The organism is Trueperella bernardiae (genome assembly GCF_001469025.1).
Classification (GTDB): domain Bacteria; phylum Actinomycetota; class Actinomycetes; order Actinomycetales; family Actinomycetaceae; genus Trueperella; species Trueperella bernardiae.
On the sequence record NZ_LNIZ01000003.1, the window covers coordinates 124,200 to 144,516 of the forward strand.

The 20,317-nt window shown below is 67.8% G+C and carries 21 protein-coding genes; 11 read left to right on the forward strand and 10 right to left on the reverse strand.

What is annotated here, in order from left to right; genetic code table 11:
* The first annotated feature begins 165 nt into the window (after positions 1-165).
* Positions 166-957 (forward strand): DUF4232 domain-containing protein, encoded by a 792-nt coding sequence (locus AQZ59_RS09555; protein ID WP_160326867.1) that lies wholly within the window; start codon positions 166-168, stop codon positions 955-957.
* Positions 958-990: 33 nt separating this feature from the next.
* Here AQZ59_RS09555 and radA read toward each other — a convergent pair whose 3' ends face one another.
* Genes radA through AQZ59_RS03945 form a run of 3 tightly spaced genes read right to left on the reverse strand, consistent with a single transcriptional unit; the run spans position 991 to position 4,440 of the window.
* On the reverse strand, positions 991-2,361 hold the full coding sequence (radA, locus tag AQZ59_RS03935; protein ID WP_062613347.1) for a DNA repair protein RadA: 1,371 nt from the start codon (positions 2,359-2,361) through the stop codon (positions 991-993).
* 9 nt (positions 2,362-2,370) lie between these two features.
* Positions 2,371-3,045, reverse strand: a complete 675-nt coding sequence (locus AQZ59_RS03940; RefSeq protein ID WP_062613348.1) for a potassium channel family protein — start codon at positions 3,043-3,045, stop codon at positions 2,371-2,373.
* Between the two features lie 15 nt (positions 3,046-3,060).
* Positions 3,061-4,440 carry a TrkH family potassium uptake protein gene (locus AQZ59_RS03945; RefSeq protein WP_062613350.1) on the reverse strand — a complete coding sequence of 460 codons (1,380 nt, stop codon included), beginning with the start codon at positions 4,438-4,440 and terminating at the stop codon, positions 3,061-3,063.
* A 207-nt stretch (positions 4,441-4,647) separates the two neighbouring features.
* Here AQZ59_RS03945 and AQZ59_RS03950 point away from each other — a divergent pair, with 207 nt between their 5' ends.
* From AQZ59_RS03950 to AQZ59_RS03960, 4 genes are all read left to right on the forward strand, one after another.
* Positions 4,648-4,857 (forward strand): helix-turn-helix domain-containing protein, encoded by a 210-nt coding sequence (locus tag AQZ59_RS03950; protein WP_062613352.1) that lies wholly within the window; start codon positions 4,648-4,650, stop codon positions 4,855-4,857.
* A gap of 75 nt (positions 4,858-4,932) precedes the next feature.
* Positions 4,933-5,031: a 30S ribosomal protein bS22 gene (locus AQZ59_RS09125; RefSeq protein WP_005504750.1), complete on the forward strand. Its 99-nt coding sequence runs from the start codon at positions 4,933-4,935 to the stop codon at positions 5,029-5,031.
* A gap of 132 nt (positions 5,032-5,163) precedes the next feature.
* Entirely contained in the window at positions 5,164-5,622 is a 459-nt protein-coding gene (locus tag AQZ59_RS03955) for a MarR family winged helix-turn-helix transcriptional regulator (RefSeq protein ID WP_062613353.1), read from the forward strand.
* Positions 5,623-5,627: 5 nt separating this feature from the next.
* Positions 5,628-6,290 (forward strand): histidine phosphatase family protein, encoded by a 663-nt coding sequence (locus AQZ59_RS03960; RefSeq protein WP_062613355.1) that lies wholly within the window; start codon positions 5,628-5,630, stop codon positions 6,288-6,290.
* Positions 6,291-6,319: 29 nt separating this feature from the next.
* Here the strand turns inward: AQZ59_RS03960 and AQZ59_RS03965 are convergent, their stop codons facing one another.
* Genes AQZ59_RS03965 through AQZ59_RS03980 form a run of 4 tightly spaced genes read right to left on the reverse strand, consistent with a single transcriptional unit; the run spans position 6,320 to position 10,086 of the window.
* A complete protein-coding gene (locus AQZ59_RS03965) occupies positions 6,320-6,727 on the reverse strand; it encodes a PLD nuclease N-terminal domain-containing protein (protein WP_062613356.1) in 408 nt (135 codons plus the stop codon).
* A gap of 51 nt (positions 6,728-6,778) precedes the next feature.
* Positions 6,779-7,651, reverse strand: coding sequence for a 1,4-dihydroxy-2-naphthoate polyprenyltransferase (locus AQZ59_RS03970; protein ID WP_062613358.1), 873 nt, complete (start codon positions 7,649-7,651; stop codon positions 6,779-6,781).
* Between the two features lie 26 nt (positions 7,652-7,677).
* Positions 7,678-8,922: an AMP-binding protein gene (locus AQZ59_RS03975; protein ID WP_062613360.1), complete on the reverse strand. Its 1,245-nt coding sequence runs from the start codon at positions 8,920-8,922 to the stop codon at positions 7,678-7,680.
* A 45-nt stretch (positions 8,923-8,967) separates the two neighbouring features.
* Complete coding sequence (locus AQZ59_RS03980; protein ID WP_201783152.1) at positions 8,968-10,086, reverse strand: TDT family transporter; 1,119 nt, start codon at positions 10,084-10,086, stop codon at positions 8,968-8,970.
* A gap of 123 nt (positions 10,087-10,209) precedes the next feature.
* Between AQZ59_RS03980 and AQZ59_RS03985 the strand changes: the two genes are divergently transcribed.
* Both AQZ59_RS03985 and AQZ59_RS03990 read left to right on the forward strand, forming a co-directional pair.
* Positions 10,210-10,476, forward strand: a complete 267-nt coding sequence (locus tag AQZ59_RS03985; protein ID WP_143601983.1) for a hypothetical protein — start codon at positions 10,210-10,212, stop codon at positions 10,474-10,476.
* Positions 10,400-10,903 (forward strand): CPBP family intramembrane glutamic endopeptidase, encoded by a 504-nt coding sequence (locus AQZ59_RS03990; RefSeq protein WP_256359272.1) that lies wholly within the window; start codon positions 10,400-10,402, stop codon positions 10,901-10,903. The genes AQZ59_RS03985 and AQZ59_RS03990 overlap by 77 nt, the downstream gene beginning before the upstream one ends.
* Positions 10,904-10,907: 4 nt before the next feature.
* Here the strand turns inward: AQZ59_RS03990 and AQZ59_RS03995 are convergent, their stop codons facing one another.
* A complete protein-coding gene (locus tag AQZ59_RS03995) occupies positions 10,908-11,885 on the reverse strand; it encodes a 1,4-dihydroxy-2-naphthoyl-CoA synthase (protein ID WP_082661138.1) in 978 nt (325 codons plus the stop codon).
* Positions 11,886-11,912: 27 nt separating this feature from the next.
* Between AQZ59_RS03995 and AQZ59_RS04000 the strand changes: the two genes are divergently transcribed.
* Both AQZ59_RS04000 and menD read left to right on the forward strand, forming a co-directional pair.
* Positions 11,913-12,890 (forward strand): o-succinylbenzoate synthase, encoded by a 978-nt coding sequence (locus tag AQZ59_RS04000; protein ID WP_062613366.1) that lies wholly within the window; start codon positions 11,913-11,915, stop codon positions 12,888-12,890.
* Positions 12,887-14,512, forward strand: a complete 1,626-nt coding sequence (menD, locus tag AQZ59_RS04005; RefSeq protein ID WP_070445912.1) for a 2-succinyl-5-enolpyruvyl-6-hydroxy-3-cyclohexene-1-carboxylic-acid synthase — start codon at positions 12,887-12,889, stop codon at positions 14,510-14,512. Before AQZ59_RS04000 ends, menD begins: the two co-directional genes overlap by 4 nt.
* A 231-nt stretch (positions 14,513-14,743) precedes the next feature.
* On the opposite strand, the gene AQZ59_RS04010 is transcribed toward menD, so the two are convergent.
* Positions 14,744-16,003, reverse strand: a complete 1,260-nt coding sequence (locus AQZ59_RS04010; RefSeq protein ID WP_062613370.1) for an ATP-binding protein — start codon at positions 16,001-16,003, stop codon at positions 14,744-14,746.
* Positions 16,004-16,356: 353 nt separating this feature from the next.
* Here AQZ59_RS04010 and AQZ59_RS04015 point away from each other — a divergent pair, with 353 nt between their 5' ends.
* Positions 16,357-18,219 (forward strand): S1C family serine protease, encoded by a 1,863-nt coding sequence (locus AQZ59_RS04015; protein ID WP_062613372.1) that lies wholly within the window; start codon positions 16,357-16,359, stop codon positions 18,217-18,219.
* 41 nt (positions 18,220-18,260) lie between these two features.
* Here the strand turns inward: AQZ59_RS04015 and AQZ59_RS04020 are convergent, their stop codons facing one another.
* A complete protein-coding gene (locus tag AQZ59_RS04020) occupies positions 18,261-19,514 on the reverse strand; it encodes an isochorismate synthase (RefSeq protein WP_068538653.1) in 1,254 nt (417 codons plus the stop codon).
* 39 nt (positions 19,515-19,553) lie between these two features.
* Here AQZ59_RS04020 and AQZ59_RS04025 point away from each other — a divergent pair, with 39 nt between their 5' ends.
* Entirely contained in the window at positions 19,554-20,255 is a 702-nt protein-coding gene (locus AQZ59_RS04025; protein WP_062613375.1) for a class I SAM-dependent methyltransferase, read from the forward strand.
* Positions 20,256-20,317: the final 62 nt, after the last annotated feature.

Genomic DNA, 20,317 nt, shown 5'->3' on the forward strand with positions numbered 1-20,317 from the left:
GGGAAAGCGCAACGGTCGGCCGGGGAGCGTACCTCCCGCGCCGAGCGCGCCGGTAACTCCGCACGCCAGCGGCCCACCTCGGAGCGCCGGACCCAGGGCCGGCAATCTCAGGCCCGGCAAACACAGGTGCGGCAAAATCAGGGGCGGCAGGCCACGAAGAGGCCCGTGTCGGCGCGACCCGCACCTCGCAAGCGGACAAACCCGGCCCGTTCGTCCTTCCAGCGCCGGTTGCTGACCATTTTGCTCATCGTGGTGCTCGCGATCGTCGCCACGTTCGTGGCGGTCAAGTACGCGCTGTCGAAGATAGAAAAGCACACCGTGCCGATCAACCCGATGGAGCAGTTCGATCCCGTGGCGTGCAGCTCGTCGATGCTCAGCACCACCGTCCAAGTTGCCAGCACGGGAAAATCGCAGGTCGCGGTCAGTGTCTCGATCACCAACAAGGGAGACACCCCCTGCAGCTTCGACGCCGCCGACCTTCGCCTCCAACTCGCCTCAGGCGACCAGACCGCCTACGACAGCCAAGTGTGCGAATCCGGCCCTGCAGCCAAGATCTTGCTTCTCGACACCGGTCTGACCACCACCCAGACCCTCACCTGGAACGGCATCAACGCCGGCGCCAACTGCCAGGGGCAATCGCTCGCGGGTGCGGGCACCTACGTGGCGAGGGTCTTCCTGGGCACCGACCCGCTCCTCGAGTCTGGCTACATCTTCGAACTGACCGGCTCGGGTGCCGCCTCTGGCGGGCATAGCGTCACGGATGATGGCTCCGCGGTCGCAGGGGGTGACGGCGCGGACGGCGCGGACGGCGCGGACGGCGCGGGCTCCGGTGAGGGCGGCTCGGGAGGGTCGGATGACGGGGAGACGGCCACCGACGGTGCGGACGACGCCGGCACAGGTGATTCCGGCCAATCCAGCGATTCTGAGGGCGCTACGGCCGAGAATTCCGAGGGGTAGGCCGCCCGCGCCACGCGCCTACACCGCCCTGCGCTACGCGTCCAGCGGCAGCACCGCCCGCGCCGCCGCTGCCACGTCGTCCACTGGGCGCAGCCGCATGCCGGCGGGTGGGCTGAGCTTTTCCGAGGTCCGGGGCAGGATCGCCGTGTGGAAGCCGAGCCGGGCGGCCTCGTTCAGCCGCCGCTGGAGCCCGACCACCGGGCGCAGCTCGCCGGTCAGCGACACCTCGCCCACCGCGATCACGCCCGGCGCAAGCGGTAGATCCGCGGCGGCCGAGGCCAGCGCCAGCGCGATCGCCACGTCCACGCTCGGCTCGAGCGCCTTGGCCCCGCCCACGGTGGACACGAACACGTCGTTACGCTCGAACTGCACGCCGAGCCGGGACTGGAGCACGGCCAGCATCATGGCCACCCGCGAGCTGTCCACCCCCGAGGTGGTGCGCCGCGGCGGGCCGGCCGCCGGCACCGACAGCGCCTGCACTTCCACCGGCATGGGCCGCCGCCCCTCGAGTGTGACCGTCACGCACGTGCCCGGCACGGTGAGGTTGCGAGCGGAGAGGAACAGGCCCGACGGGTCTGCAAGCCCCACGATCCCCGAGTCCACAAGTTCGAAGCAACCCACTTCGTCGGTGGCCCCGTAGCGGTTCTTCACCGCCCGCACGAGCCGCAGCCGCGAGTGCCGATCGCCTTCGAACTGGCACACCACGTCCACCAGGTGCTCCAGCACGCGCGGGCCGGCGATCGAGCCGTCCTTGGTCACGTGCCCGACCAGCAACACCGGCAGGTCGGAGGACTTGGCCGTGTTGACCAGCGTGGACGTCACGGAGCGGACCTGCGCCACGCCGCCCGCCGATCCCTCCACGTGCGGGTCCATGATCGTCTGCACCGAGTCGACAATCAGAAGCGACGGGCGCGAATCGGCAACGTGCCCCAGGACCTTCGCCAGGTCCGCCTCCGCCGTGAGCAACAGGTACGGGTGCAGGGCGCCGATACGTTCGGCGCGCGAGCGCACCTGCGATGCCGACTCCTCGCCCGTTACGTACAGCACCGGGTTGCGCCCGGCCTGCGCCGCCTGCTCGGCCGCCTTCGCCGCCACGTCTAACAGCAGTGTGGACTTGCCAACCCCCGGTTCGCCAGCCAGCAGGATAACGACGCCGGGCACGATCCCGCCTCCGAGCACCCGGTCCAATTCCGGCACGCCGGTGGGTTCCTTCACCGAGGCCTGCTGGGAAACCTCCGTGATCGGCTGAGCGGGTGAGCGCGGCGTGAGCGCCGCGATCTTCGTGCCCACCTGTTCGGTGGCCTCTTCGATCGTGCCCCACGCTTGGCACTGCCCGCAGCGGCCGACCCACTTGACCGTGGTCCAACCGCACTCGCTGCATCTAAACGTCTGATTCTTTGCCATACCCCAAGGCTATCGAGGGCGTCCGACAAATCTGTTCGCGAATGCCTCGAGCAGGGACGGTTCGCCCGAGACGATGAGGACGTCCCCGTTGCCAATCGTCGTCTCCGGCGAGGCATACTCGAACGGTTGACCTGGGGATTTGACGCCAATTACGGTCACCCCGAAGCGCTCGCGCACGTTCGATTCTGCCAGCGAAAAACCCACCAGATCCCGCGGCGGGACCATCTTCACGATCGTGAACTGGTCCTCCATCTCGATGTAGTCGAGCATGCGGCCCGAGAGCATGTGTGCAACGCGCTGGCCGGCGTCGTACTCGGGGTAGACCACGTGGTGGGCACCGATGCGCTTGAGGATCGTGCCGTGCTCGCGCGAGGTGGCCTTGGCCCAGATGTCGGGGACGCCGATGTCGACCAGGTTGGCGGTGATGAGCACCGACGCCTCGAGCGCGCCAACACCCACGACGGCGACGCCGAAGTCCTCCGCCCCGAGCTGATGAAGCGCCTCGGCTGAGCGCGCGTCGGCCTCCACCACGTTGAAGCGATGGCTCCACTGCTGGGCGAGGTCGGAGTTTGTTTCGACGGCGAGGATCTCCTTGTCGAGCTTGTCGAGCGTGACGGCGATGGCCGAGCCGAAGCGGCCCAGGCCGATGACCAGGGTGGCGTTGTCCGCGTACGTGTTGGGCATGGGGTTCTCTTTCGCTTAGCCGATGATGGGGCGGTCTTCGGGGAGTCGGATGACGCGGCGGCGCGTGCGGAGGGCGAGTGCCGCCGCGAACGTCATGGTTCCGAGCCGGCCGAGGTACATGAGGAGGACGAGGATGAGCTTGGCCGAATCGGGCAGGTCGGCGGTGATGCCGGTGGACAGGCCGCAGGTGGCGAACGCCGAGATGACGTCGAACAGCACGCGCGAGAGCGGGAAATCGGACTGCTGCAAGATGATGAGCGTGGACGTGCCAACCAGGAAGGCGCCGAGGAAGGCTGCGGAAATGGACAGGCGGATGACGTCCGGCGGGATGCGCTTGCCGAAGGCCTCCGTGTCGCGGTCACCGCGGGCCTCGGCAACAATGGCAAGCAGCAGCACGGCGAACGTGGTGACCTTGATGCCACCGCCCGTGGAGGCTGAGCCGGCGCCGATAAACATGAGCGCGTCCATGACGAACCACGTGGCCTCCGACAGGGAGCCGATATCCACGGTGGACATGCCCGACGAGCGCGGCGTCGTGCCCTGGAAGAAGGACGCAAGCACCTTCTCGTTCGTCGTCAAATCGGAAAACGCACCGTTCCACTCGAAGGCCGCCACCATGACGATGCCCGCCACCCATAGCGCTACGTAGGTGACCACGGTGATCTTCGTGTGGAGCGACCAGCGCTTGGGAGAGCGCAGGTTGTGTGCGATGTTGTGGATGACCGGGAAGCCGATCGCGCCGGCCACCGTGCCGAGGATAATGGGCAGGCTGATGGCCCAGTTGCCCACGAACGGTGTCAGGTCCGGGCCGATGATGACGAAGCCGGCGTTGTTGAACGTGGAGACCGCCATGAAGATCGAGTGCCCGAGCGCACCCAGGAATGTGCCGCGCTCTTCCATGATCGAGGGGAACATGACGGCCACGAGCAGGCCCTCGACCGTGAGGGAGGTGATGACCACGGACTGCAGGAGCGCGCCGACGTCGCCCAAGCGCGACTTGCGTTCGGAGGCCGCGAGGATGCGTTGGGTGAGGCCGATGTGGCGGGAGACGGCGCGGGCGAGGATGGAGGCGAGCGTCATGACGCCCCACCCGCCGATCTGCACTCCGATGACGACGACGACCTGCCCGAATCCCGTCCAGTGCGAGGCCGTGTCGACCACGGTCAGGCCTGTCACGCACACCGCGGACGTCGCTGTGAAAAGCGCCTCAATGAACGTGGCCGTGCCGGGTTCGACCGTGGCAAACGGCATGAGGAGGAGGGAGGTGATGATGAGGATGATGAAAGCGAAGACGAGCATGACCAACCGCGCGGGCGAGTGCCGGGCGAGGTGATCGATGTGTTCGCGGAGGCGTGAGGCAAGGTGCCGCCGCTTCGCGGTGTGAACTTCGGCCATGTCACCTCCTCTTCTCCCTGCGTCAATCGTGCCACACGAGGCCGGCCCGTAATCAAGTTGCAGGGCCGGAGATCGGGTTAGAGCTGTGAAGATGCGGATTTGAGGTGTTTGGCGGGAGAAAATCCGGTATGGTGTGAAGCGAAGTTCTCACGGGCATTTGCCCACACGCACTATTTGAGCCTTTGGGCGATACAAGGACGGTCAAGGATGGCGCAGTTTCCAGCCTCGGCGCCGCAGTTTGTGACTGTGGCAGAAGTTGCCGAACTGGCGCGTGTTTCGCGCATGACGGTATACCGGATGGTTCATTCTGGCGAGCTTCCGGCTGTCCGGGTTGGGGGCTCGTACCGGGTTCCGGTGTCTGCGGTTGAGCAGCTTCTGTCCGGTGGCATGGACCAGGCTGAGACCCTGGGCGCATAAGCCATTTTTGTGTTTTGGCTGTCTGCTGTAGACTTTCTAAGTTCTATCTGGCGGGCCAACGATCGGAGGTAACCTATGGGTTCCGTTATTAAGAAGCGTCGCAAGCGTATGTCGAAGAAGAAGCACCGCAAGCTGCTTCGTAAGACGCGCCACCAGCGTCGTAACAAGAAGTAAGTCGGGTTTCCCGATTCGAGCCGGCCTGAGGGCCGGTTCTCTTGTCTCTACGACCACGGTCGTAGGCCATGTGTGGTGGGGAACCGCCCACCTAGATAGAATCGTTTAAGATTTAACGAAAGGTGGAGGGTGATGGCGAACTGGTTGACCGAGCCGGAGCAGAGAGCGTGGAGGTCCTTCCTCACGGGGCAGGCCCGCGTGTTGGAGGCCATTAATCAGGACATGGTCACCGATTCCGGCCTCACCCTCAACGAATACGAGGTGCTGGTGCGCCTGTCGGAGTCCCCGGAGCGCAGGCTGCGCATGTCGAATCTGGCCGAGCACCTGGTCCACTCCCGCTCCCGCTTGACACACACGGTCAAGCGCCTCGAGGGGGCGGGCTACGTTGAACGCACCCGATGTCCGGAGGACCGGCGCGGCATCGTGTGTCATCTGACGGAGTCGGGCTTTGCCAAGCTGGAGCAGGCCGCCCCCAGGCATGTGGATTCGGTGCGCAAGAACCTGGTGGATTGCCTCAGCACCGAAGAGTTCCTCCAGCTCGGCGAGCTGTTTGCCAAGATCGGCTCCTGTGAGGAGCCCGTGGCACAATAGTGCCCATGGATATTACGACCGTTCACCTGGTTCGCCACGGCGAAGTTCACAACCCCGAGGCCGTGCTGTACGGCCGCCGCCCTGGCTACCACCTGTCCGATCTGGGCCGGGAGATGGCCGACGAACTCGCCCTCGCCTTCGAGGACCACGACGTCCGTTGCGTCATCGCCTCCCCGCTCGAGCGTGCGGTGGAGACGGCCACCCCTACCGCGGAGCTATTCGGCCTTGAGATTGCCACGGACGCGCGCCTGATCGAGGCGGACAACATGTTTGAGGGCGTGCCGGTGAACAAGAACAGGTGGATTTTGGCCCACCCACGCTACTGGTCGTGGTACATCAATCCTTTTGAACCCTCCTGGGGCGAGCCCTACCTTGAGGTCATCGAGCGGATGTCGCAGGCGATCGCCCGCGGGATTGACCAAGCGCGCGGTGGTGAGGCCGTGCTCGTGTCCCATCAGCTGCCGATTTGGACGATGCGCCGCTTCATCGAGGGCAAGACCATCGCCTCCGACCCGCGCAAGCGCGAGTGTTCGCTGTGCTCGGTCACGTCGCTCACGTTCGCCGGCAAGCAGCTACTCTCCCTCGATTACTGGGAGCCGGTGGGCCATCTGCTCCACCGGGCCGCCGACATGGTGCCGGGCACGTCCGAGGCCGCCGAGCTTTCCTAGGCTCACGACGCCGTCCGAGCGGCCCGCGTCTAACGGTTGCCGTACAGGCCGCCCTCCTCGTGGTCCTCGTCCGGGCGCTTGTCGTCCTCCTCGGGCAGGCGGCCCTCTTCGCGCATGCGCTCTTCGTAGGCGCGGCGCCGGTTGCGGGCTTCGAGGCGGGCGAGGAACTCCGGGTCGTCGTCGGGAGCGACGGGGCCGCGCGGCTTTTGCGGGCGCGCGAACGGGCTCTGCCCGCCGAACGACGGCGAGGAGTAGCCGGAGGTGAAGATGTGCTGGTACTTGAAGTACAGCCAGATCAGTGCACCGAGCACGGGCACGAGCGCGATGAGAACCAGCCACAGCGGCTTGGAGATCTTGGCGGGCATGGAGGAAGAATCGGTGCGCGCGCAGTCGATGAACGTGTAGATGATCAGCGCGAGCCCGAAGATAATAGGCAATACTCTCAGCACACCTTCACCCTAGTTCACTTTGATGTGGAACTGTAGCGCTCACGCCGTGAGCGAGATGATGAGGACGATGGCGTAGCACAGCTCGAACAGGCCGGTGTCGCGAAGGACAGGGATGAGATCGCGGCCGGCCGCGCCCTTCAACACTGGCGGGGTGAGGAGGATCGGGCCGAGCGCGATGGCGATCGCGCCCATGAGCACCGGCCAACTTCCAACCCCGATCATGACGGCGCAGGCCAGCGCCCCCACAAGCATGGCCACGTAGGCCCAGCGAGCCCGGTTATCGCCGAGGCGGACGGCGAGGGTGCGCTTGCCGGTTACGGAGTCGGTGGGGATGTCGCGGATGTTGTTGATCATGAGTAGCGCGCAGGCGATGAGCCCCACACCGGTGCCGGCCACCCACGCCATCCAGGGCGCCGTGCCGGTTTGGGTGTAGGTGGTGCCGACCGTGGCCATGTAGCCGAAGAAGATCATGACGAACACTTCGCCCAGGCCCATGTAGCCATACGGGTGCTCGCCTCCGGTGTAGTACCAGGCGGCCAGGATCGCCGCGGCGCCGGCGCCAATGAGCCACCACTGGCCGCTCAGTGCTACGAGCGCGAGTCCGGCGGCCGCGCCGAGCGCGAAGCAGGTAAACGCCGCGGCCTTGACCACCGTGGGCGAGGTCTTGCCGCCGCCGGTGAGACGGGGCGGGCCACTGCGGACGTCGTCGGTGCCACGCACCCCGTCCGAGTAGTCGTTGGCGAAATTCACCCCGATCTGGAAGAAAAGTGCGATCCCGGCGGCGAGCAACGCGCGGGGCAGGGAAAAGCCGCCCTCGTGGATGGCGACTCCGGTGCCCGCCAGCACGGGCGCCACCGCCGCGGGGAGCGTGCGGATGCGCGCACCTTCGAGCCAATCATTGAGGGTTGCCATGTACCTGCCTTTCAGATCTGGTCATTCTACAGCCCGAGGTAGTCCTCGACGATATCGGCTAGCTTGCGCCGGTTGACCTTGCCCGAATCTGTCATCGGCAGGCCCCCGATGTCGGAAACGCCCACGACGTACGTGGGCGCCCAGCCCTCGCCAAGCTCGAGCTTGACCCAGCTGCGCATCACCGTAATATCGCAGCTTTGCGCGGCGTTGTCCGTGTCGTCGACGACGGCGACTACCGCTTCGCCCCACTCCAGGTGAGGCACCCCGACGACGACGGCCCGCCGGCCCGTCTTCGCTAGGGACTCCTCGATGAGCTGGGGCATGACGGTGAGCCCGCCGGTGGTGATGGCGTCGTCGATCCGGCCGAGGACCTCGAGCACGCCGGCGCCTAGCCTCCCGGCGTCGCGGGTGAGGTGGGTGGCGGGGGAGCCGGGCGCGCGGAGGCGGCCGGGCGGGTCGAACGCGGCGTCGGTGCCCAGATAACAGGTGGCGACCGCGCTACCGCGCAGGGAGATGCGACCGTCGGTGATCAAGATTTCGGTGTCGCCGATGGGGCGCCCGTCGTAGACGCAGCCGCCGCAGGTCTCGGTCATGCCATAAGAAGTGTGGACTTCCAGGCCGGTGGAGCGGGCGGCGCCGAGCAGGGCGGTGTCGGTGGCCGCACCTCCCACCAGCACGATCGCGCCGCGCACGGCCCCCGTCAGCTCGGGGTTGGCGAGGATGCGGCGCAGCTGGGTGGGGACCACGGAGAGGTAGGTGGGCACGCCGGGTGCGGTGTCGGGGTGGAGGGCGGCGCGGGTGGCGGCCGGGTCGGTGAGGCCCACGTAGGCCGGGCGGAAGGCTGCCGCGCGCTCCGGGGTGGCCCCGGCGGCGAGCGCCTCGAGCTCGGCGAGCGCGCTGCGGGCCACGGTCTGGAAGCCGGCGATGTGGTCGAGGGGAAGCTGGCAGGCCCAGCGGCCGGGCCCGCCGAAAGCGGCGTGCGTGGCGCGCGCGGACGCGGTGAGGGAGTCCCAGGAGATGGCCACGATTTTGCCCTGCCCGGTGGTGGAGCCGGACGTGCGCATGAGCAGGCCCGTGCCGTCGGGGATAGGAAATCCCGCCGCCTCGAAGCCCCCCACCTCGGCGACCACCGCGTCCCGATCCGTCCCGGGCGCGACCACGAACAGCGGCTCGGGGACGCCACCGGCGAGCCACGTGCGCAAGGCGGGCAGGACGGCGTCGTGAACGCGGGCAAGGGCGGAGGCGCCGCGACCGCCGTCGATGATCTTCATCCCTCTATCGTTGCCGCGCGGGCGGCGCACTTCAAATCGCGGCGCTCACCAGGCCATGCCGCGGCGGGCGATCGAGAAGCTGGAGGCGAACAGGCACAGCGTCACGGTGCCGACCAGCACCAGCGTGCCGAACGTGCCCAGCCACATGAGCGCGCCGATCCCGGTGCCACGCGAGAGCAGGGTGGCGCCGAGGGCGAGGGTGCCGATGGGGAAGGTCAGCGCCCACCATCCCGGCGCGAACGGCATGCGGCCGATAAACCCGCGGACGGTCATCACCGTGGCCCACGCCACCAGCGGTACGCCGATCACCAGCATGAAGTACCCATAGGCGTTGGCCACGTCCTGTGCGCTGCCCGCGTAGTCGGGGAGCAGCATGTAGGTGGACTGCAGGGCCACCGACTGGGCGGCCGCCGTCGACTGCCCTACCATGCCGAGCGGAATCCAGGCGCTCGCGCTCGCGGCCAACGGCAACGGCTCCACCCGCCAATGGTGGCGGTAGGCGGTGGCGAACACGGCCACGCCCAGGAAGAGGGAGAGGAAGAAGGCGGCCGCGGAGGTCGTTAGCAGCCAGAACTGGAACGTCTCTGACACGTGCGGCACGAGTCCGGCGCCCGTGGTCGAGGCGACCATCGGCCCGACCACGGCCAGGCCCCACACCGTAGTCGGCGCGCCAAGGTCCTTGCCCACCAGTCGCGTCGCGAAGCCGAGCGCCGTGATGATGCCGATTGTAGCGCCGACGATCCAGGTGACGGTGTCGATGTGCCAGGCGGCGTCGGTCAGGTGCGGCCAGTGCGCGGGCACGATCGTGGCGGTGGCCGAGCCGACCGAGAGGATGCCCATCGACACGGTGCCCCACATCGGGGTCTGCGTGGAGTCGCGCAACGTGATCGAGAACGCGTCGCGCGAAAGCGAGATCCGCACGATGTAGCCCACGATCAGCGTGACGAGCACCGCCCAGGCGATCGCGAGAACGACGACGGCGGCCGCGCCCGCACCCGGCAAATGGTCCGAGTGGGTCTGGAGCAGGTTGGCTAGGATGCCCGTGCCCATGGCGGCCGGGAACCAGGCCGGGCCGATGGGAGGGAGCTTGGGGGCCGGCGTCGTAGACGGCGCGGGCACAGGGGTGTGCGTGGGGGCGTGCGTGGAAGACTGTTTCGCGTTCACCCTTCCAGGGTGCTCCTCCAACAGGTTGTCTGAGAAGTGGTTGGTTGGCCGCGTCGCTCACAATGCGGGACGCAACCCCACGAGCAGGGGCGACGCGCGGGCGCGGGCGGTAGTGTGTGCGACATGACGAACCGATCTTGGAGCGTACTGGCTGCCGCGGTGGTCGCACTCGTGCCCACGGCGGCGCTCGTCGTCGATAACGTCGTCTACTATGTCTCGCCGCGGGTCGGGGATGAGACGCCGTGGCTCGTGTCGAACGCCCTGGTGACGGGCACGCCGGTCGCGATCGTTGCTCACGTCCTCTGGTTCCTCTGTGCTGCGGCAGTCTACCTCGCGATGCGCCGGGGAGGGGGCTGGGGATTCGAGAGCAGGGAACTACGCAGGCTTTAGCCCCACCCTCGCTTTCCTTAGCCCAATCATCGTGGGCGGCGCGGAGGAGCTCGCGAACGTTGGCATCATTGCACTGCTCTCGCGCCGTTACGGGCGCGGCTGGGGTTTCATCCTTGCCGTGTCGGCACTGGTACGCGGCGTCATCCACCTGCACCACGGGTCGCTGGCCATCCTGCTCGGCTTCCTTCCACTGTCAGTTTTCGCGGTGGCCTTCTTCCGCACGACGGCGATGGTGAGCCCTCTCGTGGTCGGGCACATGCTGTGGAACTATGTGGCGCAGGCGAACGGGGCGATCGGCCAGTCCCTCGCAAGAGAGATCTCTTACCCCCTCGTCACCTACCTGCTTCCGCTGGCAACGGTTGGCCTGCTCGTGATGGCGATCCTACGCTCCTGCGGTTGGCAAACGTCGCGCCTGCGAGAACCGTAGCGGCTCACGCATAAAACGGGAAGCTCGACCAGTCCGGGGCCCGCTTCTCCAGGAAGGCATCACGCCCCTCCTGCGCTTCTGCCGTCATGTAGGCCAGACGGGTGGCTTCCCCGGCGAAGACCTGCTGGCCGGCCAGCCCGTCGTCGGCGAGGTTGAAGGCGAACTTCAGCATGCGCAGGGCCTGCGGGGACTTCGTGGACATGATGCGGGCGTACTCGAGCGCCTTGTCCTCCAGCTCGGCGTGGGGGACCGCCTCGTTGACCACGCCCCAGCGTTCGGCGTCGTGAGCCGAGTACTCGCGGGCGAGGAAGAAGATCTCGCGGGCGCGCTTGTCACCCACCTGCCGGGCAAGGAGCGCGGCGCCGTAACCGCCGTCGAAGGAGCCGACGTTGGCGTCCACCTGCATGAAACGCGCGTGCTCAATCGAGGCAAGTGAGAGGTCGCACAGCACGTTGAGCGAGTGCCCGCCGCCCGTGGCCCAACCGCTGATCGCGCCGATGAAGATCATGCCCGAAGTGCGCATGAGGCGCTGGACCTCGAGGATGTGCAGGCGCCCGGCGTGTGAGGTCTCGGCCCGGGTGGCGGCGTTGGCCGCGGCGTCGTCCTCCCCGCCATACTTGTAGCCGTCCCGGCCGCGAATGCGCTGGTCGCCACCGGAGCAAAATGCCCAACCGCCGTCCTTCGGGCTCGGGCCGTTGCCCGTGAGGATCACCGTGCCCACCTCTCCCGACAGCCGCGCGTGGTCGATCGCGCGGTAGAGCTGGTCGACCGTCTCGGGCCGGAACGCGTTGCGCACCTGTGGCCGGTTGAAAGCGATGCGGGCAACCGGGAGGTCGCGCTCGGCAACGGGGCGGTCGTCGTCGTACACGCGCTCGACGCCGCGGTGGTAGGTGATGTCGGCGTCGGGGAAGCCGGGCACGGCGCGCCAGCGACGCGGGTCGAAGATGTCGGAAACCTTGTGGGGCAGGGCAGTGATAGTCATGCCACCATTGTGCCTTATGGTGGAACGGTGAAGTTCTACGTCTACCGCCTTGCGCTCAAAAACCGCTTCCGGCGCCTCACTGAGCGCGACGGGCTGCTCGTCAAGGGCGAGCACTGGGGCGAGGTGAGCCCGTTTTGGGATTACGACGCCGTGGAGTCGGCTCGCTGGCTGGCCGCCGGTGTCGAGGCCGCGGCCGGGCTGCCCGCCCCGTTGCGCGGCGCCGTGCCGGTCAACGAGACCATCCCGGCAGTGGATGCGGAGGTAGCCTACGCGTTGGCCGCGGCGTCGAGCTGCGCCACGTTCAAGGTGAAGATCGCTGATCACGCGGGCGCGCTTGCCGAGGACCTGGCGCGGTTGGAGGCCGTGCGGGCCGCGCAACCGGCGGCGAAGATCCGGGTGGACGCGAATGCTGCGTGGGACGTTGACACGGCCGTAGCCCAGATCCGGCAGATGGACCGTGCCGCCGGGAGACTCGAATACGTCGAGCAGCCCTGCCCTGGCGTGGAGGATTTGGCGAAGGTGCGCCGGCGCGTGGACGTGCCAATCGCCGCCGACGAATCCATCCGCCGCGGCGCCGACCCCCTCGAGGTGGTGCGCCGCGAGGCCGCCGACGTGGCCGTCCTCAAGAACCAGCCGCTTGGGGGCGTGCGCGCCGCGCTTGCGCTCGCCGAGGCGCTCGCCATGCCGGTGGTTGTCTCCTCTGCGCTCGAAAGCTCGGTGGGCCTGCGCGCCGGACTCGCCTTCGCCGCCGCCCTGCCCGAGCTGCCGCACGCCTGCGGGCTTGCCACCACGCGGCTCTTCGTGGACGACGTCGTGGCCGAGCCGCTCGCGCCCAAGGGCGGGCAGATCGCGGTGCGCGACGTCGTTCCCGACCCGGCGCGCAGCCTACCCGTGGGGGCCGAGTTGGCCTGCGCCTGGGAACGGCGGCTAGCACAGATGTGGGAGGTGGCCGAGGGGGCAGGGCATGTGCGCGGCGAATACGAATTCATGGGAGGGCTAGCGTGAACGAGCAGGTAGAGGCGTCAACGCGGATGGCGCGCGAGATCGTGGCCGAACTGGTACGCCAGGGGGTGCGGCGCTTCGTGCTGTGCCCCGGATCGCGGTCGGCACCGCTCGCGTACGCGCTCGCGGACGCCGAGGCCGCCGGCGTGGTCGAGCTCCACGTGGAGACCGACGAGCGGGTGGCAGGCTTCGTGGCCCTGGGCTCGGGGCTCGCGGGGCAGGTGGCGGCGGTGGTCACGACGTCGGGCTCGGCCGTTGCGAACCTGCACCCGGCGGTGGAGGAGGCGCGGTATGCGGGCGTGCCGCTCATCGTGCTCGCCGCGGACCGGCCGCACGAGCGGCGAGGCGTGCGGGCCTCCCAGACCGCCGACCACCGCGGCGTGCTCGAGGGCTCCGTGCGCTTCGTGGCCGAGATCGCGGCCGACGCGCCGGCCCTACGCGGGCAGGTGGTGCGGGCAGCCCGGGCTGCGACGCGCCAGGCCGGGCCTGTGCTCATCAACGTGGCCTTCCGCGAACCGCTCATGCCGGGCGGGCCGTGGGAGAGCGTTGCCGAGGACTGCGGGCGCGCGGGCGCGGGTGACCTTGGCGAGGGCGGTGTGGGCGAGGGCCTGGGCGCTGGTCGGCGGACGGTCGTCGTTGCCGGGCCGTCGAGTAGGTCGAACCCGCTGTACGCGCGGGAGCTGCCAGACCTGGGCGGGGTGCCGATCCTCGCCGAGCCGACCTCCGAGCTGCGTGGGCACCCGAACGCCGTGGCCGCCCACCCGCTCCTGTTGCGCACTGGGCTGGGGGAGCGGATCGAGCGAGTGGTGGTGCTTGGGCATCCCACCCTCACGCGCGACGTGTCAGTCTTGCTTTCCGCCGGCGAGGTCTACGCTGTGGACGAGGCCGTCGGTTACACGGACGTGGCCGGGATCGCGGAGGTCGTGGAGCTTGCCGACGTGCCCGGGCTCGTGGCGGGCTCGCCTGATTTGTGGCTGGCCGAGTGGCAGGAGGCCTCCCATTGCGCCGAGGTGGCGATCGAGGAAGCGCTGGCGGAGGCCGGGATGTCGACGCCGGCGATCGCGCGGTCCCTCACCGAATCGCCGGTGCCCACCCACCTGGCCGCGTCCACCATCATCCGCGAGGTCAACCTCTATGGGCGTGCGCCGGCCGGGCCGCTGTACGCCAACCGGGGGCTTGCCGGCATCGACGGCACGATGTCCACCGCCATCGGCACCGCGCTCGCCACGGGTCAGCCCACCCGTGTGGTGGTCGGCGACCTCGCCTTCATCCACGACGCCACCTCGCTCGTGGCCACCGCGAGGCAGGCCGGGCCGAGGCTCGACGTCGTCGTCATCGACGATCACGGCGGCTCGCTGTTCTCCACGCTCGAATACGGGGCCGGGCCCGAAGAGGCCTACGATCGAGTGTTCCGCACCGAGAAGCGCCTGGACGTGGAGGCGTTCGCGCGGGCCGTGGGGGCGCAATACGTGCGCGTGCGGGAGATGGCGGAGCTGCGGGAGGCGCTGGCAGGGCAGTTCGGGGTGCGGATCGTGCACATCGACGCCGGGCGCGTGCCCATGGCCGCCGAACGTGCCGCCCGCCAGGGCCTGGCCGAGCGAGTGCTCGCCGCACTGGGGAGTTAGGCGGATGGCCGGCTAGGAGGAGGCGGTGTCTGGCCGGCAAACGCCGCCGATAATCTGGCCCGGCGGGTCTCGTTCGCGCCTGGCTCCGGGTGTGCCCGGCGTAAATCGTGAATCTGAGATCGACCTGGTGCCTATGGGAATCGGTAGCCGGTATTTTCACGAGTTCTGTCGGAGGGGCCCTGGAACTGGGTGCCCGGCGCCGGCCCGGGCGCCGGTAATCCGCCGGGCAATCTAGCCCCAGAGGGAGGCGACGGGGAGTGCGGCGAGGCGATCGCCGAGGAGACGCCCGCGGCTGTCTGTGGTGAGGACATATCCGGCGATGAAGCGCTCGCCCAGCTGATCACGCAACCACGTCAGGTGCTTGTAATCGACAGTCCCAACAGAGGACGCTGCCTTGACTTCCAAGGCGATGACGCGGCCGTCGTCGAGTTCAATGACCAGGTCGATTTCGCGGCCGTCCGGGCTGCGGTAGTGGAAGAGCTCCCATTCCTCCGAGGACCAGGTCTTCTGGCGAAGCAACTCGCTTGCCACGAATGCCTCCAGCATCCCGCCGAACGCCTGGCCTCGAACGAGGTCCTTGAGCGTGGCCGGTTTTGCGCCGGTGAGCCACATGCCAAGGCCGGGGTCGCTGATGACGACCTTGTGGCGGCCCACCTCACGCTTGAGCAGATTGGGTGTCCACGGCGGCAAGAGGTCCACGAGGAACAGCCCTTCGAGCAGGCGCAGGTACTGCGCGGCAGTGCTTGCCGGAATGCTGAGCTCATTGGCCAAACGGCCGATAACCACCTCCGATCCTTGCACAGCAGAAAGCGTGCGAAGCAACGCCATCACCTGCTCTGGGCGCTGGATCTTCGATAGGTCCTGGATATCCCGTGAGGTCACGCGGGTGGTGTACGACCTCATCCACGTTTGTCTCATCCGCTCTGGAAGGTGTTGCGCTTCTGGCATGGAGCCGCGGGATATCGCGTCGACGTAATCGCTACGGGTCAGCGGCGAGGTCTCGCCTGCGGGGTTGAGCCTGCCGAGCGTGCGCGAAACGAAGTCATCCCGCATGCCGCTCAGCTCTCCCTGGCTAAAGCCGCGCATCTGCAAGCTGGCCACTCGGCCGGCCAGGCTGTCCGCGGCGGCAGTACCCGTCGTCAGCTGAGAGCTACCAGTAATCAGAAAGCGGCCGGGTCTGCGGCAGCGATCGATCTCGGCCTTCAGCGAGAGAATGAGCTCGGGCACCCGTTGAAACTCGTCAATGACCAGCATGCCGCCGGGGTTCTGAGCAAGAAAACCCCTGGGATCATCGAGAGCGACGCTTCGAGTTTCCGGGTCGTCCATCGTGAAGCTCGCAACTGACGTGCCGGCTGACGCCAACTCCTCGGAAACCTGCTGGGTGAGCGTCGACTTTCCCACCTGCCGTGCACCCAGAACCTCGACAGCCGGGAAATGATCCGTCAGCTGCCGGAGGAGGGGTGCTGAATTCCTTGGGATAATAGCGCTCATGCAGGTCATCCTAGGTACTATTCGCTTGGGCGTCTAGGCATTTCTGTTGATTGGTGGCAAGGTGCTCTGTGGTTTGGTGGCAATATGCTATGTGCTTTGGTGGCAAGGTGCTCTGTGATTTAGTGGCTGGGTCCAGCCGGCGGCCGGTGTGGGTAACTGGTGAGTCTGGGGCCGGAAGGGGCGTTTTACTGACGAGACTTCTCAGGTTTACCTGTTGTCTACGGACGAGCCGGCGCGGAGGCGCGCCCGGGCCGGAACTCCCAGCCAAGTTTCAGGAATTCTTCACTCTTTGAAAAGATTAAAGATGGAATCTGTTCCTATAGCCGGCATCCCGGCGTTGGAAAGGAGAACGAATGAACGAGCATGAGGAACGCGGCCCCGCCGACGAAACATCGGCCCCCCAGGGCGCGAACCCGGTAGCAGGTAAACCTGAAATATCGCCGGCGCAGACCCTGGCTGAGACCCCGGTCGAGGATGAGAGCGGAGCGCGCACGGAGTCGGCGCCCGCGGCATCGTCGCACGAGGAGGGCCCGGCGCCCACGATGCCGGCGCAGGAGGAGCGCCCGGCACGGGCAGAGGAGGGCCCGGCGTCCGCCGAGCAGACGCATGACGCCGCCCCGACTTTCCGCCCGACGCCGGCGGCAGACCAGCGTCCCTCGCCCATGCCAGCTCCGGTATCTGACCAGGTGCCGAATAACCCGGAGCGCGTGCCGGGTGCCGGTGCCGGCGTCGTCCCGGGAGCTCCCGAGCACCCCAAGGTGTATCGCAGCTCGGAGGCAGGAGTGCCCCGCCCGGCAGAACAGCCGGCGCAGACGGTTTCTCAGGGGCAGGCCGGCCAGGCGGCGCGGCCTACACAGTCGGGACAACCGGCTCCGCAGGCGCAGCTCAGCCAGCCCGCCGGCTCGAGCCATCCGACGCAGCCGTTGCAGCCGACCCGGCCCACCCAGCCGTTGCCTGTGGCCGGCGGTTTCGCCAGCCCGAACGGCCCGTCGGGCTACGGCCCGCAGCCAGGCCAGCCCGGCAACCCGAACCAGCCGGGCCACCCCGGCCAACCCGGCTCCGGCCAGGCCCCTGCGTGGGCCACACCTCAGCCGGCGAAGAAGCGCCGCCGCGGCCCGGGTTGGATGGCCCTCATCGCGGTAGGCCTCATCGCCTCACTGCTGGGTGGATCAATCGGAGTGGGTGTGGTGTCGGCACGGTGGGGTACGGCCCGCCCGGCGGCGATGCCGACGTCGACAACGTCGGGAGTAACCGAGACGGTCTCGAACGTGGATGGCACGGACTGGCAGGCGGTGGCTGCAGCGGTTAGCAACGCGGTGGTCTCGATTAACGTGAGTGGCGCGAAGGGTGACACTGCCGGATCGGGCTTCATTATTGACGAAGACGGCCACATCATTACGAACGACCACGTGGTCTCGGGCGCGGACCAGGTCTACGTCACGCTCTCCGATTCCCGGGTCTACCAGGCGGAGATCGTCGGCACTGACGCGGCGACCGACCTCGCGGTCATCAAACTGGTCAACCCGCCGAAGGACCTCACCGTGGCCCGCTTCGGTGACTCCTCGGCCCTCAAGGTTGGCCAGCCCGTGGCCGCGATCGGCAACCCGCTCGGCCTGTCTTCGACCATGACCACCGGCATCATCTCCGCCCTCGACCGCCCGGTCCAGACCGTCAGCGAGTCCAGCCCGGCGTCGGCTACGCGCGTGGTGACGAACGCTGTCCAGATCGACGCGGCGGTCAACCCCGGCAACTCGGGCGGCCCGGTCTTCGATTCGAGCGGCGCGGTGATCGGCGTCGCCTCCTCGATCGCCACCCTGTCCGGGAGCGAGTCCAGCCAGTCCGGCTCGATCGGCCTGGGCTTCGCGATCCCGATCAATCTCGCCAAGACCATCGCCAATCAGCTGATCAACAACGGCGTGGCCGAGCACGCATTCCTGGGCGTGAGCATTGTCGACGGCGTCGGCCAGGCTGACGGCACGAACTGGAAGGGTGCAAAGATCGGCCGGGTGGAGCCCGGCACGCCGGCCGCGGAGGCGAACCTGCAGGAGGGCGACGTGATCCTCAAGATCGGCGACCGCGATGTCGCCTCGGCGCTCGCGCTCACGGGTTACGTGCGTCAGTTCAGTTCCGGCGACGTCGTCACCCTGCTCGTGGCCCGCAACGGGGAGTTGGTGAACGTGGACGTCACGCTCGCCACCCGCGCCGACCAGAACTAACGTCCCGCCCTGCGGCAGCCGCGGCTACCGCCCACAGGGCCTTACCCTCCGAGTGCGCCGAGCACGGGAGCAAGCTTCGCTTCCGTCTCGGCGTATTCGGCGTCCGGGTCGGAGTCGGCCATGATGCCGCCGCCGGCCCACGCGATTGCCTGCCGCCCCTCGATCCGGGCGCAGCGCAGCGCGATGCACCATTCGCCCCCGCGGGTGTCCATCCACCCCACGGGCGCGCCATAGCGGTCGCGGTCGATACCTTCTATTTCTGCGATCGTGTCGAGCGCGCGCAACGTGGGCGTGCCGCCGAGCGCCGCCGTCGGGTGAAGCGCGCCCGCCACCTGCAACGACGTCGCCTCAATCTCCAACTCCGCCCGCACCTGTGTGGCCAGGTGCAACACGTTGGGCAGGGTGAGCACCTCGGTGGGCGCCACCTCCACCCGGCCGAGCTTTTCCAGCTTCTCCACCACGGACTCCACGGCCAGCCGGTGCTCGCAGGCGTCCTTCGCCGAATCCAGCAGCGCCTGCACGTCCGCCTCGCCGCGGGGGAGCGTGCCGGCCAGCACCTTGACCTCCACCTCGCGCCCCGTGCCCGCGGCCAGCAGCTCCGGGGTGGCCCCCACCAGTCCGTCCACCGCGAACGTCCAGCACTGCGGGTAGGCCGCCGCCAGCCGTGCCACCACGTAGCGTTCGTCGATCTCGCGTTCGGCCTCCACCTGCAGCTCGCGCGCCAGCACCACCTTGCGCACGCTCCCCGCCGCGATCCGCTCCTGGATCCGCGTCACCTTGTCGCGGTAAACCGCCACATCGACGTCGTCGGCGCGCACCTTCCCGTGGCTGGCGTAGCTTCCCGACGACGGCCGAAGCGCGGCGTCCACCAGCGCCAGGGCATCCGGGGTGAGGGTGTCGAAGACGTCAAGGTCGGCGGGGCCGATGAAGGTTAGCCAACCGACCTCTCCGTCGAATCCCACCACCACTTGGGGCACGATGAGCGCAGAACCGACGGGCGAATCGGCGGCGAAGGCGAACGAGCCCATGCTCACAAGCCCGGTGCCGGGGCGGAGAAGCGTGTCACGAATCTCTGCGGCCTGCACCACCTCGATCCACCACTGCGAGGCGAGCGCGAAGCGGGTGCCCGCCCCGTCGCGCCCGTGGTCGTAACGGGCGGCCTCGCCTGCGGCAATGAAGCCGCGCCCGTCCTTCAGCCACGCGAGCGCGCCAGCCGACGCGGGCATGAGCTCGGTCAAAACCGGGGGCGTAGGCAGGGCGGTTGTCTGGGCTCGCAGGTGTGGAATGGTAAACACGAATAACGATCTTACGTGCCAAGATGGTTAAATGCATTCATGAAACGAGCCACTCTGGAGAAGGTCCCGGCGGACGTCGCAGCGATGTTTGACCAGGTGTCCTCCAAATACGACCGCACCAACTTCATCCTCACCTTCGGCCTCATCGACGTGTGGAGAGTCGCCACCCGTGAGGCGATCGCGCCCGGCCCCGGCATGTCTATCCTCGACATCGCCGCAGGCACGGGCTCCTCGTCGGTCACGTATGCAACCGCGGGGGCCGACGTCGTCGCCTCCGACATCTCCGAGGGAATGATGGAGAAGGGGCGCCTGCGTCACCCCGAACTGAAGTTCGTCCAGGCCGACGCCACGAACCTGCCGTTCGAGGACGATTCCTTCGACGTCACCACCATTTCTTACGGACTTCGCAACGTCAACGATCCGGATAAGGCTCTGCGCGAGATGTTGCGCGTGACGAAGCCGGGCGGCAAGCTCGTGGTGACCGAATTTTCACGGCCCACCTTCGCGCCCTTCCGCCGCGCCTACCGCTTCTTCCTGGCCGACGTGCTGCCCACCATCGCCTTCGCGGTTTCGTCCGACGCCGAGGCCTACGACTACCTCGTGGAGTCGATCCTGTCCTGGCCGCGCCAGGAGGTTTTTGCGAAGCGGATCCAAGAGGCCGGGTGGAGCGAAGTGGAGTATCGCAACCTGTCGAACGGGGTCGTGGCCTTGCATCGTGCGACCAAGCCGATCGAGCGTTGATGGGCCACCTATTTGCGCAAGTCAACTGTGCTGTTAATACCCGCACCATAATTTTTCAAGCC

Excerpts from the sequence above, each read along its gene's own strand:
- radA (WP_062613347.1), bottom strand. The coding sequence starts at position 2,361 with ATGGCAAAGAATCAGACGTTTAGATGCAGCGAGTGCGGTTGGACCACG.
- AQZ59_RS03940 (WP_062613348.1), bottom strand. The coding sequence starts at position 3,045 with ATGCCCAACACGTACGCGGACAACGCCACCCTGGTCATCGGCCTGGGC.
- AQZ59_RS03945 (WP_062613350.1), bottom strand. The coding sequence starts at position 4,440 with ATGGCCGAAGTTCACACCGCGAAGCGGCGGCACCTTGCCTCACGCCTC.
- AQZ59_RS03950 (WP_062613352.1), top strand. The coding sequence starts at position 4,648 with ATGGCGCAGTTTCCAGCCTCGGCGCCGCAGTTTGTGACTGTGGCAGAA.
- AQZ59_RS09125 (WP_005504750.1), top strand. The coding sequence starts at position 4,933 with ATGGGTTCCGTTATTAAGAAGCGTCGCAAGCGTATGTCGAAGAAGAAG.
- AQZ59_RS03955 (WP_062613353.1), top strand. The coding sequence starts at position 5,164 with ATGGCGAACTGGTTGACCGAGCCGGAGCAGAGAGCGTGGAGGTCCTTC.
- AQZ59_RS03960 (WP_062613355.1), top strand. The coding sequence starts at position 5,628 with ATGGATATTACGACCGTTCACCTGGTTCGCCACGGCGAAGTTCACAAC.
- AQZ59_RS03970 (WP_062613358.1), bottom strand. The coding sequence starts at position 7,651 with ATGGCAACCCTCAATGATTGGCTCGAAGGTGCGCGCATCCGCACGCTC.
- AQZ59_RS03975 (WP_062613360.1), bottom strand. The coding sequence starts at position 8,922 with ATGAAGATCATCGACGGCGGTCGCGGCGCCTCCGCCCTTGCCCGCGTT.
- AQZ59_RS03985 (WP_143601983.1), top strand. The coding sequence starts at position 10,210 with ATGACGAACCGATCTTGGAGCGTACTGGCTGCCGCGGTGGTCGCACTC.
- AQZ59_RS03995 (WP_082661138.1), bottom strand. The coding sequence starts at position 11,885 with ATGACTATCACTGCCCTGCCCCACAAGGTTTCCGACATCTTCGACCCG.
- AQZ59_RS04010 (WP_062613370.1), bottom strand. The coding sequence starts at position 16,003 with ATGAGCGCTATTATCCCAAGGAATTCAGCACCCCTCCTCCGGCAGCTG.
- AQZ59_RS04015 (WP_062613372.1), top strand. The coding sequence starts at position 16,357 with ATGAACGAGCATGAGGAACGCGGCCCCGCCGACGAAACATCGGCCCCC.
- AQZ59_RS04025 (WP_062613375.1), top strand. The coding sequence starts at position 19,554 with ATGAAACGAGCCACTCTGGAGAAGGTCCCGGCGGACGTCGCAGCGATG.